This is a genomic window from Kitasatospora sp. NPDC059827, assembly GCF_042731675.1.
GTDB lineage: Bacteria > Actinomycetota > Actinomycetes > Streptomycetales > Streptomycetaceae > Kitasatospora.
The window spans coordinates 164,566-177,580 of sequence record NZ_JBHWIV010000004.1; the positions used below are offsets into that span (position 1 = coordinate 164,566).

14 protein-coding genes and 1 tRNA gene are annotated in these 13,015 nt (G+C 71.1%); 6 read left to right on the forward strand and 9 right to left on the reverse strand.

Annotation, left to right across the window (positions count from 1 at the left end):
* Positions 1 to 38 precede the first annotated feature (38 nt).
* Positions 39 to 1,553, reverse strand: coding sequence for a GT4 family glycosyltransferase PelF (pelF, locus tag ACFV8H_RS04315; RefSeq protein WP_375882602.1), 1,515 nt, complete (start codon positions 1,551 to 1,553; stop codon positions 39 to 41).
* 114 nt (positions 1,554 to 1,667) lie between these two features.
* Entirely contained in the window at positions 1,668 to 4,040 is a 2,373-nt protein-coding gene (locus tag ACFV8H_RS04320; protein ID WP_380396447.1) for a hypothetical protein, read from the reverse strand.
* A 416-nt stretch (positions 4,041 to 4,456) separates the two neighbouring features.
* On the opposite strand from ACFV8H_RS04320, the gene ACFV8H_RS04325 reads away from it, so the two are divergent.
* Positions 4,457 to 5,344 (forward strand): tyrosine-protein phosphatase, encoded by an 888-nt coding sequence (locus ACFV8H_RS04325; protein WP_380396448.1) that lies wholly within the window; start codon positions 4,457 to 4,459, stop codon positions 5,342 to 5,344.
* 18 nt (positions 5,345 to 5,362) lie between these two features.
* Here ACFV8H_RS04325 and ACFV8H_RS04330 read toward each other — a convergent pair whose 3' ends face one another.
* The 7 genes from ACFV8H_RS04330 to ACFV8H_RS04360 all read right to left on the reverse strand — a co-directional run bounded on the left by ACFV8H_RS04330 (position 5,363) and on the right by ACFV8H_RS04360 (position 10,165).
* A complete protein-coding gene (locus tag ACFV8H_RS04330; protein WP_380396449.1) occupies positions 5,363 to 6,283 on the reverse strand; it encodes an RNA polymerase sigma factor SigF in 921 nt (306 codons plus the stop codon).
* Between the two features lie 145 nt (positions 6,284 to 6,428).
* Entirely contained in the window at positions 6,429 to 7,268 is an 840-nt protein-coding gene (locus tag ACFV8H_RS04335) for an RNA polymerase sigma factor SigF (RefSeq protein ID WP_375882921.1), read from the reverse strand.
* A 275-nt stretch (positions 7,269 to 7,543) separates the two neighbouring features.
* Entirely contained in the window at positions 7,544 to 7,837 is a 294-nt protein-coding gene (locus ACFV8H_RS04340; RefSeq protein WP_380396450.1) for a Dabb family protein, read from the reverse strand.
* Between the two features lie 12 nt (positions 7,838 to 7,849).
* Complete coding sequence (locus tag ACFV8H_RS04345; protein ID WP_188304848.1) at positions 7,850 to 8,014, reverse strand: hypothetical protein; 165 nt, start codon at positions 8,012 to 8,014, stop codon at positions 7,850 to 7,852.
* A gap of 487 nt (positions 8,015 to 8,501) precedes the next feature.
* Positions 8,502 to 8,597: transfer RNA gene (locus ACFV8H_RS04350), tRNA-Ser, on the reverse strand.
* A 103-nt stretch (positions 8,598 to 8,700) separates the two neighbouring features.
* Complete coding sequence (locus tag ACFV8H_RS04355; protein WP_380396451.1) at positions 8,701 to 9,399, reverse strand: histone deacetylase; 699 nt, start codon at positions 9,397 to 9,399, stop codon at positions 8,701 to 8,703.
* Between the two features lies 1 nt (position 9,400).
* Positions 9,401 to 10,165, reverse strand: coding sequence for a GntR family transcriptional regulator (locus ACFV8H_RS04360; protein WP_380396452.1), 765 nt, complete (start codon positions 10,163 to 10,165; stop codon positions 9,401 to 9,403).
* A gap of 469 nt (positions 10,166 to 10,634) precedes the next feature.
* Between ACFV8H_RS04360 and ACFV8H_RS04365 the strand changes: the two genes are divergently transcribed.
* From ACFV8H_RS04365 to ACFV8H_RS04385, 5 genes are read left to right on the forward strand one after another with little or no spacing between them, the layout of a single operon-like run.
* Entirely contained in the window at positions 10,635 to 10,883 is a 249-nt protein-coding gene (locus ACFV8H_RS04365) for a hypothetical protein (protein WP_380396453.1), read from the forward strand.
* On the forward strand, positions 10,883 to 11,257 hold the full coding sequence (locus ACFV8H_RS04370) for a WhiB family transcriptional regulator (RefSeq protein WP_380396454.1): 375 nt from the start codon (positions 10,883 to 10,885) through the stop codon (positions 11,255 to 11,257). Before ACFV8H_RS04365 ends, ACFV8H_RS04370 begins: the two co-directional genes overlap by 1 nt.
* Positions 11,254 to 12,294 carry a hypothetical protein gene (locus tag ACFV8H_RS04375; RefSeq protein ID WP_380396455.1) on the forward strand — a complete coding sequence of 347 codons (1,041 nt, stop codon included), beginning with the start codon at positions 11,254 to 11,256 and terminating at the stop codon, positions 12,292 to 12,294. The genes ACFV8H_RS04370 and ACFV8H_RS04375 overlap by 4 nt, the downstream gene beginning before the upstream one ends.
* Positions 12,295 to 12,310: 16 nt before the next feature.
* Positions 12,311 to 12,640, forward strand: coding sequence for a hypothetical protein (locus ACFV8H_RS04380; protein WP_380396456.1), 330 nt, complete (start codon positions 12,311 to 12,313; stop codon positions 12,638 to 12,640).
* On the forward strand, positions 12,637 to 13,011 hold the full coding sequence (locus tag ACFV8H_RS04385; RefSeq protein ID WP_380396457.1) for an RRQRL motif-containing zinc-binding protein: 375 nt from the start codon (positions 12,637 to 12,639) through the stop codon (positions 13,009 to 13,011). Before ACFV8H_RS04380 ends, ACFV8H_RS04385 begins: the two co-directional genes overlap by 4 nt.
* Positions 13,012 to 13,015: the final 4 nt, after the last annotated feature.

Genomic DNA, 13,015 nt, shown 5'->3' on the forward strand with positions numbered 1-13,015 from the left:
CACCTCGCGGAACGCGCACCTGCTGACGGTTCGCTCGTTCACGCCCCCACCTCGCTGGGCTCGGGGCGGGCGGCGGCCAGCTGCTGGTCCCAGTCCGGGCTGGGGACGGCGTCGGTGACGGCGACCATGCCGCCGGGCATCCAGCGGGCGGTGCCCAGGAGTTCGGTGTAGATGCCCCGGAAGCCGTCGATGTTCTGGCGGAGCGTGAACTGCTCGATGACCCGCAGTCGGGCGCCCTCGCCGAGCCGGGCGCGCCGCGCGGGGTCGCGCAGCAGCTCGATCGCGGCGGCCGCCATCGGCTCGGGCTCGCGCGGCGGGACGACCAGTCCGGTGTCGCCGACCGCCTCGCGCACGCCGCCGACATCGGTGGAGACGGTGGCGCGGCCGCAGGACATGGCCTCGATCAGGGTGAACGGGAAGCCCTCGCTGATGCTGGAGAGCATCACCACGTTGCCCGCCGCGTACGCGTCGGTGATGTCGGCGACGCGGCCTTCGAAGGCCACCGAGTCGGCGATGCCGAGCTCGGCGGCCAGGGCTATGCAGCCGTCCCGGTACGCCTCGCCGCCCTTGGGGGTGCCCCCGAAGAGCCGCAGCCGCGCCTCGGGGATCTCCTGGTGGACGATGGCGAAGGCCCGGATCAGCGTCTCCAGGTCCTTGATCGGGTCGACCCGGCCGGCCCAGCTGAGGGTCGGCGTCTCGGGTTCCGGCCCGGCGGGCGGGAAGGCGGCCGGGTCCACGCCGTTGTAGACGGTGCGGATGTGGTGGGACGGGGTGCCGCCGCGCTCCTCCCAGCGCCGGTTGTACCGGTTGCCGGGGGTGACCAGCGCGGCCTGCCGGTAGCTCTCCTCGGCGAGCATCCGGTAGAAGCCGAGCAGCAGGGCCTTGACCGGCCAGCGGTACGGGCCGGTGCGGTAGCCGAGGTAGCGCTCGCGCAGGTAGATGCCGTGCTCGGTGAGCAGGAACGGTACGCCGTACTGCTGGGCGGCGATCAGCCCGGGCAGGGTGGCGAGTCCGCCGCTGGCCGCGTGGGCGACGCCGTCGGTGGGCGGGTCGACCGAGAGCGGCCGCAGCGCGTGCTCCAGGAGGTCGGTGGCGTTCAACGCGTCGTGCAGGGTGGGCCGGGAGACCGCGGTGGGCAGGTAGTCGCGGGTCCACACGTGCTGGAGGGTGCGCAGGGCGCGCTCGCTGCGCAGCGCCGGGCTGAGCAGCCCGCGCCGGGCGAGGTCGGCGAAGCCGTACAGCTCGGTGCCGAAGTGGGTGGTGTAGACCGGGTCGAGGATGGAGTGCAGGAAGCGCTCGTACGCGTTGAGGAAGCGGCGCATCTCCTTGCCGCGCGGCGCCCGGGCCTCGGAGGCCGGGCCCCACAGCGGTGCGGTGGTGACCGACCGTACGTTGGCGGGCAGCTCCCAGGCCAGCGGTTCCTGGCCGGTTCCGGTGACGGCGATGACGTCGAAGTCGACGTCCGGCATGCCCTGGACGAGCTGGTCGCACCAGACGCTCACGCCGCCGTGCTGGTGCGGGTACGTCCCCTCGGTGAGCAGGGTGACGCGCATCTCCTGTCCCCCCTCCTGTTCTTGCGTCGGTTGTCCGGCCTGGGTGGCCGGAGCGGGAGCCGTGGCGGGGCCGGGCCGGGCGACCGGCCCGACCCCGCCACGGGGTGCTACGGATTACCGGTTGCCGGGGCGTCCGGTGGTGGTGGTGCCGTGCGAGGCCGTCCCCCCAGAGGCCTTGCCGGAGCCGTTCTGGCCGTTACCGGCCGGGGCACCGTTGCCCTGGGTCTTCGCGCCCTGGACGACGTCCTTGCCGGGCACCGGGGTGCCGCTGCCGGGGACGAGGGACTGGGCGGGCTTGCGGGTGACGTCGCCCGGGCCGGCCGGGACCGGGGTGGCGACGCCCTGGGGCACGACCTTCTTGTCCGCCGGCGCCGGTGCCGGGACGGACTTGGCGGCCACGTTCGGGGCGACGGCGGCCGGGGCGGCCGGCGCACTGCCGGACGGGAGCTGCAGGGTGATGCCGCTCTGCAGGGCGCCCGGGGACGCCCAACCGGAGAGCGTACCGGCGTAGGACGAACCGAAGGCGGCCGTTCCGATGGCCATCTTCTGAGCAGTTCCGGTCGGCACGGTGGCCTGGACCTGAACACCGGCGGGCGCGTTGACCGTGACGGTGTTGCCGATCTTGTAGGCGGTGACCTGGCCGGCGGCGACCGCCTTGTCCCAGGCCGCGCGCTTCTGGAACTCCTGGCCGATCTCGCGCTCGCCGAGGTTCACGATCGGGGCGTTGTCGGCGTACAGCGAGCGGTAGGTGCCGAGGATCTTCTCCAGCACCGGGTACAGGATGCGGTCCTCGGAGAGGTTCGACTGGTGCACGAAGTGCGGGCGCGGGTCGTTGCTCAGCACGTGGCCGAGGTCGATCCGGGCCTCCAGCGGCACGATGTACGACTGGTAGCCGGTGGTGGTGTCCAGCGGCGCGGGCAGGCAGGTGGAGTTGGCGTTGTTCTCGCAGACGCCGCTGCCGCCGTTGGCCTTGCTGGTGTAGATCCAGTTGTACTCGTCGGCCTCCTCCTTCGCCGAACCGGCGTTGTAGAAGACGTTCATCGGGTACCGCGGCACGGTCAGCGTGGACGAGCCGACGGCCCGCTGGGCGGGCTCGCGGGAGGCGTCGCTGCCGGTGAACTTGATGCCGTTGGCGACCAGCGCCGGCGCCAGGTTCGGGTTGTCGCTGGTCTCCTGCGGGGCGGTGAGCAGACCGGAGTGCTCACCGGTGACGAGCACCTGCGGGTCGACCTTGAGGCCGTTGGTGGTGGCCCAGTCGAAGTTCTGCTTGATCTGGGTGGAGATGGTGTTCTGGTCGGTCCAGACGGTGTTGCCGGACGCGTCCTTGGTGCACTTCCACGGGACCACCGAGACGTCCTGCACGCAGCCCAGGTAGGGGTGGGTGTAGGTGTGGTTGACCCAGCGGTAGCTGGTCTGGTCGGTGATCATCTGGGTGGCGGTCGGGTCCACCGTGGTCTGGTGGTCGGACTTCCAGTCCTCGCTGCCGCCACCGTTGAACACCATGTCCAGGGTGAAGTTGTTGGCGGTCTGCCACTGCTTGAGGTACTGCGCGTCGGCGGGGGTCATCCGGATCGGGTTGGCGGTGTCCGGGGTGCCGGGCGGGCAGGTGACGTCGCCGGGGGTGCACTTGAGCGCGGTGTCCCAGCGGTCGTCGGCCAGGAACACGTCGTCGACGTGGGTGGCGAAGTAGTTGCGGTCGTAACCGAGGTGGACGCCCTGGGTGATCCAGTCGACCATGCCGCGGGCCAGCAGCCGGTACTGCTGCTGGTACTGGTTGTAGACGAAGGTGACGACCAGTTCCTTGCGGCCGTCGTGGGTGTACTCACCGACCAGCGAACCGCGGCTGGTCGAGTCGGGTATCGCCGCGTCGACCAGCGGGACGAAGGAGGCGCCGGACGGCAGGTTGGCGAGTGGGGTCGCCAGGTAGCCGTAGCTCTCGCTGACCTTCGGGTCGTTGTCCTCGAACGGGACGCTGCCCTTGAGGTACCCGAACGGGCCCGAAGTTCCGGCCGTGGTGGTGGCGGCCTGGATTCCGTCGAGGGTCCCGACGAATCCCGGATTCTGGGCGTAGTTCAGGCCGACGGCCGGGTTGGCCCAGGTGTAGGCGTCGATCTGCCGGACGTTGAAAGCCGCTTCGTAGGTGGCGATCGCGGTCATCTCGGCGGCGCTGTTCGGGAAGGGGTTTTCGTTGGGCAGCACGATGCCCTGGTACTTGCCCCGGGGGAGCCCGTTCACCGTGTCGCTCAGGAAAGCGGCGTTGATGACGGGGCGGTTGGTGTCATTGAGGCTGACGACCTTGTAGGGCGTGCCCTGGCTCTTGAGCTCGGCGGTGATCGCCGCGACCGACGGGCCTCCGTCGTCGATGACCAGGATGGTGAGGTCGATCCTGGGCGGCGTGGTGTCGCCGTGGGCCAGGGTGGTCTGCAGGCCGCTGGCCAGCAGAACTGCCGCTGCGCAAGCGGCGACTCTTCGGGTCGCTCGACCCATGTCTGATCCTCCCCTTGGGTCAGGCGCCGCGCTGCTTCGGCGCTCGCCTGCCCGTGTAGCTGTTCGCGGGCAGCAGGCTGCCCGGCGCCCATCCTGGTCGAGGGTCGGCAGTCCGGGGGACCAATTGGGCGATAGTGCAGCGAACCTGTTACCAACGTTCATGGTGAAGCCATGGAGGCGCTGATTGTGACCGTAACCGGACCGCTCGCGCAAATAATGAATTGAAAATGAAAAACCGGAAGCCGACTGCTACAGCTGGTTACCGACTGTGCGCCTCGCACGGCCCTGTGCGGCACCTACACTGTCGTCGTTGCGCATGACACTCTTGCACATCCTGCCGCTCCAATGGGCAGGTTCATGCAATATCGGGCGCCGCTGTGCCATGTGACAGTCCGAATATGCAATGGAGGTCGCAGGTGGTCGATCGTCAGATCGCGTCCGAGCGAATCGGGGACGCACGGAATGCGCTCCCGGAGCCCGCCGGAACCATCCTGGTCGGCCGCAGTCTCGGGCTGCGCGGTGCGGTCAACGCCCGCGATCTGGGCGGGTACCGGACGGCCGGCGGAGGGGTGCTGCGGGCTGGCGTGGTCCTGCGCAGCGATGGCCTGAACCGCGTCACGGCCGAGGACCTCGGCCCGCTGGGCGCGCTCGGCCTGCGCGCGGTGGTCGACCTGCGCAGCGCCGACGAGGTCCGCGAGGCCGGTCCGGACGTCCTGCCCGGCGGTGTGACGGCGCACCATCTCCCACTGCTGGCAACGGACTTCGACATCCACGCGACACTGCGCGGCGCCCTGGCGGAGCGCAGCCCGGACAGGCAGCGCGCCCTGCTCGGCGACGGCCGGGCGGCCGCCATGATGACCGGCCTCTACCGCTGGTTCGTCACCGACCGGGAGGCCCGCGAGACCTTCGCCGCCCTGCTGCGGCTGCTGGCCGCCCCGGACGGCGTGCCGCTGCTGTTCCACTGCTCGGCGGGCAAGGACCGCACCGGCTGGGCCGCGGCGCTGCTGCTGACCGCGCTGGGCGTGGACCGCGAGACCGTGCTCGCCGACTACCTGCTCACCAACGAGCGGGTCGCGGCCGTGGTCGAGCTGGTGCTGGCGGACTTCGCCGGCCGCGGCCTGATGCGCGAGCCCGAGCTCCTGCTGCCGGTCTTCCGGGCCGAGCGCGACTACCTGGACGCGGCCTTCGCCGAGGTCGCGTCCGGCTGGGGCGACTTCGCCGCGTTCTGGCGCGAGGGGCTCGGGCTGGACGACCGGGTGCTGGCCGGGCTGCGCGCCAACCTGCTGGACGGCGACGGGAGTTGATCCCGCCGCCGTCGGCGGTCAGCCCTCGTTGATGAGCCCCGCGCGGAGCTGGGTCAGCGTCCGGGTGAGCAGCCGGGAGACGTGCATCTGGGAGATCCCGATCTCCTCGCCGATCTGCGACTGGGTGAGGTTGCCGAAGAACCGCAGCATGATGATCCGGCGCTCGCGCGGCGGCAGCTTGGCCAGCAGCGGCTTGAGCGACTCCCGGTACTCCACGCCCTCCAGCGCGAGGTCCTCGTAGCCGAGCCGCTCGGCCAGCGGCCCCTCGCTGTCCTCCTCGCCGGGGCTGGAGTCCAAGGAGGAGGCGGTGTAGGCGTTGCCCACCGCGAGGCCCTCGACCACGTCCTCCTCGCTGACCCCGAGGCAGGCGGCCAGTTCGGCGACGGTGGGGGAGCGGTCCAGCCGCTGGGACAGTTCGTCCCCGGCCTTGGTGAGCGCCAGCCGCAGCTCCTGGAGCCGTCGCGGCACCCGGACCGACCAACTGGTGTCCCGGAAGAAGCGCTTGATCTCGCCGACCACGGTGGGCATCGCGAAGGTGGGGAACTCCACCCCGCGCTCCGGGTCGAAGCGGTCGATCGCCTTGATCAGGCCGATGGTGCCGACCTGGACGATGTCCTCCATCGGCTCGTTGCGGCTGCGGAAGCGCGCCGAGGCGTACCGGACCAGCGGCAGGTTGAGCTCGATCAGGGTGTCGCGGACGTAGGTGTGCTCCGCGCTGCCGGGCTCCAGTGCGGCCAGCCGCAGGAAGAGCGAGCGGGAGAGCGTCCGGGTGTCCAGCCCGGAACCGGGCGGTGCCGCGCCGGCGGCCCCGGCGCCGGGCGCTCCGGGGCCCGGCCTCGCGGGGGACGTGGCCCGCTGGAGCGGGATCCGGTCCCCGGCGACCGCCGTACCCTCGGCCTGACCAGCGTGGATCTCCGCAGTGCCCAGCTCTCCGGACATGCGCCCACCCCCTCGTGACTGACAGTTGAACGGGGGCCGTCGCACGGAGGTTCCCGGCGGGGGCCCAACCCCCTGCATACCGGAACACGGTGCACGGCAAACCCGAACGTCGCAAGATGTCACGCCGGGGTAACGCGCTGCAATCTCACTCTTCCCAGGAGTTGCCGGTCCGAAGCCTGGTCAGGATCCGTGAGAGCAGCCGGGAGACGTGCATCTGGGACATCCCCAGTTCGGTGCTGATCTGCGACTGGGTGAGGTTGGCGAAGAACCGCAGCATCACGATCCGCCGCTCCCGTTCGGGGAGTTGGACCAGCAGGTGGCGCACCATGTCGCGGTGCTCGACCTCGGCCAGCGCGGCGTCCTCGTAGCCGAGCCGGTCCAGCAGGGCGAGGCCGCCCTCGTGCTCCTGGGCGGCCTCCAGCGAGGCGGCGTTGTAGGCGCGCCCGGCGTCCAGGCAGGCCCGGACGTCCTCCTCGGGGATCCGGAGGCTGGCGGCGATCTCGGGCACCTTGGGGGCCCGCCCGTGCAGCACCGTCAGCTCCTCCATGGCGCCGCTGACCTGGACCCAGAGCTCCTGGAGCCGGCGCGGGACGTGCATGGTGCGGACGTTGTCCCGGAAGTAGCGCTTGATCTCGCCCAGGATGGTCGGCAGCGCGTAGGTGGGGAACTGGACGCCCCGGGTCGGGTCGAAGCGGTCGATCGCGTTGATCAGGCCGATGGTGCCGACCTGGACGACGTCCTCCATCGGCTCGCTGCGGCTGCGGAAGCGGGTGGCGGCGTAGCGGACCAGGGGGATGTTCACCTCGATCAGGGCGGCCCGGACCCGTTCCCGTTCGGGGGCGTCGGGGGGCAGCTCGGTGAGCCGCTCGAACAGCACCCGGGTGAGCGTCCGGACGTCCACGGCGGGTCGACCGCCGGGGCCGCGGAGCCCGTCCGGGCGGAGCTCGCCGGCCGGACTGATGATCGCGGCCAACACCTCGTCCACGGACACGTCCCCCCTCCCAAATCGACAACGGTGGGCCCTGCGGATCGGGTGTCGCGGCTGGTTCGGTACCTCGCCATGTCCGGCAAAACCGGTCATAGCATCACAAGGTGGGCGCAGGTCGGGCAAGCACCCGGTGGAGGTGTGTTGGTGGGGTGCGCAGCCGGTGGCCACCCGGTCGGCGAGACGCCGCAAGGATTGTTCCGGGGCAGACGGAGACGCCCCGCCCGGGAGCCGGGCGGGGCGGGCGCGGGCCGTCCGGGGGACGGCGGCGGGGGTCAGACCTCGATGTCGGCGATCACCCAGGTCGCGAACTCGCGCCACAGGCCGGCCGCGGCCTGGTGCGCGGGGTGGGTCAGGTACGCCTGGAGGGCCGTGCGGTCCTCGACCAGGCTGTTGATCGCGTAGTCGTACGCGATGTCGCGCTCGGTGGTGTTCCAGCCGCACTCCCACTCGCGCAGCTCGGGGATCAGCGCGCCGAGCTCCTCGAACGCCTTGGCGGCGGCGAGCACGCGCTGCTCGTCCTTGGCGACGCCTTCGTCGAGCTTGAACAGGACCAGGTGGCGGATCACGATTGCCGCTCCTTACTTGATCAGACCGGTCATGAAGGTGCCGACCGCCTTGGCCGCGTTCGAGATGCCCTCGAAGCCCAGCTGGACGAGTTCGGCTGACCGGGCCGGTGAGGTGATGATCGAGTAGAGCACGAAGATGAGCAGGAGGGCCATGCCGATCTTCTTCGCCTGCGCCATCGTGACCTTCCTCCCTGCGGTGGGCCGCCGTCATCCGGTCCCCGAGCAGCCCTGCACGGCAGCTTATCCACCGGACGGGCTATCAAGTGTGCGACGCGTTCGCCCGGCGGGACGAAGGTCCCCGCGAGTGGGGCCTTTCTCCGGATGCCCGGGCCGGGGCCGGGCGGCAGGATGGATGACGTGCCGAGGATCTGGCAGGAATCCCCGGCACGTGGATCCGGAGCCCCCGCTGTGGGACCGGTGGTCGCGGCTTCCCCCCTCGCGGCCCCGGTTGTGGGACTCCGCCGGGGGAGCGGTCAGTCCCCCCGAGCCGCTCCCCCTCCAAGGCTCCGTACGAGCCGGGCAATGGTGGTCATCGGCCCGGAGTACGGAGCCTTCTCCGCGTCCGGGAGCCTTTCCCGCGTCAGGTGGCGCCCCGCCGCCGTCCGGAGCGCACAAACGCCGAGGGCCCGTCCGTGATCGGACGGGCCCTCGGGCTTTCGAGCGGTAGCGGTGGGATTCGAACCCACGGTGGAGTTGCCCCCACACACGCTTTCGAGGTCTGTGCGGCCGTGTCCGGCGGGGTTCGCCGGGGTTCGGGCCCCTGGTCGGAGGGGTGTCGTTAGGGTGCGGTGAACCCCAGCGAACGGGGGCGAATGAGACCAGAATTGAGACCAGGAACCTGGTCGCTACCTGGGCGTTTGCGCCTACGACTCCGGCTCGATGGTACTGGGCCCCGTACTCAAGGCTTCCATGATCGCTTCCGTGGTCCAGGCGCCGGCCGCCCCGGGCCGGGCGCTCAGGTACGCGGCCGTTTCCTCCGTGGACCAGCCGTGCGCCTCGTGCAGCCCGGACGCAAAGTTGCGCAGGTAGGCAGCTGACGGGCGGGTTACCTTCGCGTCGGCGCGCCGCCACGGGGCGGTGAACGTCAGCACGGGGTAGCCGTCGATCTGCCCGGTGCACACCAACGTCTCGTAGCGTCCGGGGCCGAGGCGGACGCTCCCCAGCCTCAGAGCTGGTGCGAGATCGAGGTCCCGGCCGGGCGGCTCGTGCATCTCCTGGGCGGCGATGTCTGAGAACTGCTCGGGGGTGATCAGGAAGGCCCGGGCAGGCATCTCGCCGTCGTCCGTCTGGTCGTAGAAGCCCATGCCCCCGGTCCACACCTTGGACTCCAGGGAGAAGTAGAGCTGTCCCGGCAGCAGCACCGGCACCGCGGCGCGGGGCGGGCGCTGGTCGCGGCACCCCGGGTAGGCCCGTGTGCCGCCCGGCGGGCGGCCGCCTGCGATGTAGTACATCAGTCGGTCGAGGTGCATGTTCGAGCCGTAGGCGGCGTACCAGACGAGGTCTGGGATCGAATCGCGGTCGGTCAGGGGTTCTGGGCGGCGGGCAGTGCTCAGAGTCGTCATGTCAGTCCGTTGAGACGTCGTAGCGGATGACGTGCCTGTCACCGGGAAGCGTCGTGATCATCACCCGGAGGGGCTTTCCGTCCTTGTCGTAGCCGGTGCGGCGGTGGACCGCCACCGGTGTGGCGGCCGGAAGAACAAGCCGCTCGCTCTCGTCGCGGGTGGGCATCCGGACCGTGATCTCATCGCTGTACCGCACCTGGATCAGGCCGGCGCTGGCGAGCACACCTCCGGGGGCCGACACGTCCTCGGGGAGCATCAGCGGGGTGTTCCGGACCAACTCTTCCGGGAAGTACGAGTCGGCCAGTGCGTACGGCTCGTGATCCACGTAGCGGATCCGCTCGCGGACGACCGTCAGTGCCGTCGCCGGGTCGAGCTGCAGCTGTAGTGCCACCTCCTCCGGGGGGCGCCTGATGGACACCCGGATCTCCTGGCGTGGCTCGTGGCCGTTGGCAGCTATCTGGCTGGCCCACTGGTCGCCGGCGGTGTGGTTCGCCTCATGGACTGACCGGGACTCCATGGTGGTCCAGTTCCACACGGCCGGCTCGTAGCGCTCCCGGACGAAGCTGCCACGCCCTTGGGCGGACACCAGCAGGCCTTCGTCGGTCAGGCGGCCGAGCGCGAGCCGGACCGTGTTCCGGCTGACGTCGTAGGTCGTGGTCAGTTCCTCCTCGGACGGAAGCTTCTGGCCGGGAGCCAACTGGCCCTTCTCGATCTGAAGCCGCAGGTCATCGGCGATGGCGTGGTAGCGCGGGACCGGTTTGGCCATGTCGGATCTCCCTGACTTGGATGCCTTGTTCCAACAAGGTACCTCGAAGTGCTTGACGGGGCGAGTATCCATGCCCCAAGCTCATGCCATCAGCTTGTTGGAACAAGGTATCCAACAAGACCAGGTGAGATTGCATGCCTGGTAGGGCCTTCTTTGGGCTGCTCTGAGCTGCACAAACGCGCCCGGAGGGGTGGGGTGACAGCCCCCCGAAGGCAGCGCTCGACCTTTGAGAACTCAACAGAGTGCTTCACGACGGGGCTGATCCCCGTCCCCGCGCGGACCGGGTGACGTCCGCAGCGTTTCGAGTGTCTTTGGTCCCCGATCCGCCCGCTCGCCGGGCGGGTCGGGGGTCATGGCTGCTCGTGATGTGACGAGTAGCTGAGCCCGCATGAGTCGGGCCGCCGCGCTGTCCTTGGCCGGGTGCGCGGCGGCCCTGCGGGCTCACCCCTCAACTGGATGAGGTGACCCCATGAAACTGTACGTCGGAGGCCAGGAGGCCTTGACGCCCCTGGAGTTCGCGGAGCTGGCGCTCGGCGTCGGCGTCGACATCGAGCTGTTCATCGGCAGCGAGGACGAGTCCGACGAGGACCGGGCCATCCGGCTCGACGCCGCGCGGGACATCCTGCGGGACCTGGACGGCCCGGCGGCCGGCTTCGGGTCCGCACTGATGCACACCGCCGAGCGCTGCCGGATGCGGACCTGGAAGGCGGCGGCCTGATGACTCTCAAGGGCCGGCGGTTCAGGACCGCCATTCGCAACCCGCACCAGAGTGCCCGCTCGGCGGCGACCGTGCTCGCCGAGTACCGGCCGAACCCGGACAGCGACCTGCGCGGCGCCGCCTGCGCGGGCAGTGACACGACCCTGTTCTTCCCGGACCCCGAGGAGATGGGGACCGAGGCGGCCGAGTGGGCCGAGCGCCGCGCCAAGATGCTCTGCGCGGGCTGCCCGGTGAAGTCGATGTGTCTGGCCGACGCGCTGGAGCGCAAGGAGCCGCACGGCATCTTCGGCGGCCTGAACGAACGCGAGCGCGCCAGCGTGCTGCGACGGGCGGTCCGCTCCCGGGCCCGGGTGAACACCGGGGGTGCCGGGTGAACGTTCACCGCCAGGGCGGGGGTGTTCACCCGGTGCTCACCGAGGTGCCCACCCCGGCCCAGATCCGCCGTACGTCGCTCGTGATCAGCATCGGCACGTGGGTGTTGACGGGGGCGGTGGTCGCGGTGAGCATGTCCACCGCCGCGCCGTTCATCGCCGCCCATTCACCCGGCTACGGCACCGGCCCCGTCATGGCGATCGCCACCGACGGGTGCTTCATCCTCAGCCTCCAGTCGGACAGCACTCTGGCCCGCTTCGGGGTGAGCGGCGGACACTGGCCGGCCGCCTTCCGGTGGGTCACCGGGCTGGCCACGGTCTGGCTCAACATCGGGGCCGCCGCGCTGGTAGGCGACCTGGTGGGAGTGGTGATCCACCTGATCCCGCCGCTGTTGCTGCTGCTCGTCGCCGAGGCCGGACCTGCCTACCGCCGGGCCCTGGCCCGCCTCGCCCAGCGGCCCCAACCGCCGCTCCGTACCCGCCCGGCCACGGTCCCGCCGGCCGCCCGGCAGGCGGTGAACACCCCGCTGTTCACCCTCCCGCAGGCACCGTTCACCCCCGCCCCGCGGCCCGCCGCCACCCTGCCGCCCGACCCCGGAGCGGAGCCTCGGGAGGCGGTCGCGGCGGGTCCGGCGCAGGCGGTGAACACCGAGCCCGTTCACCCGGCGCTCACCACCGTTCACCCCGCCCCGGCCGACACCGCCGAACCGATCGCCGCCCCGGCCCCGGAGGTCGCCGACGACGTGATCGACGGCCCGGTGTACCCGGACGGACCGGACGTGGTGAACACCCCGGAGCCCGAGGCGTTCACCGCCGAGGACGAGGTGAACACTCCCTCCGACGAGGTGAACACCGACCCACGGGAACCGGTCCGGCTGGACGAGGCCGAGGCCGCCCGAGTGATCGAACAGTGCTGGCGCGACGGCGTCTCGCAGCGCCAGGCCGCCCAGCGCTCCACCCGCGCCGCCTCCTACGTCAACGTCGTCTACAAGCGGCTCAACGAGCAGTACGGCGCCGATGACGCGCCGGCCGCCGCCTGAGAACCGGGAGAACCCGATGAGCACCGACACCAACGCCGACCAGGTCAGCGCCGCCGGCGCGCTGCTGGCGATCATCACCGCCCACCCGAACCTGCCCGCCGCGAGGGTTCAGCTGCAGCCCATGCCGGTGCCCGGCACGTACGAGTGGGCGTGGGGCCTGTACATCGCGCTGCAGGACGACCTGAGCGAGTTCGAGCAGTGGCGCCAGGCCCTCGACCTCGACCCCGCCCGCGTGGAGCACAAGCACCACGACACGAGCGCGTGGCTGACGGTCACCGGCACCCACAGCGGCGCGCCGGTCGGCCTGTTCGGCTTCTACGCCTTCGACGCGGACGACGAGCGGTGAGCCGCCCGCAGCACTGGGACCCGGACGGCGCCCGCCACGGTGGTACCCCCACCTACCCGTGGCGCATGGCCCCGGCCGGGTTCTTCACCCGCCGGCAGCTCCGCGCCAAGGGCCTGCGTCCCGGCGGGCAGGACGTCGCCGCTCAGATCATGTGGCCCTCCCGCTTCGGCGGGACCCGCCCCGCCTACCTCTACCGGCTCGACCGGGCCAAGCCCGTTCGGCCGATGACCCCGGCGAAGGCCGCCGCGCTCGCCAAGGCCAACCGGGCGCGCCGCACCTGCCCCACCTGCCGACGGGACGCCGGCTACGTGCTCCCCGCGCACCTCGGCACCTGCCTGACCTGCGCCGACCACACCGCCCTCGCGGCCTGAACCC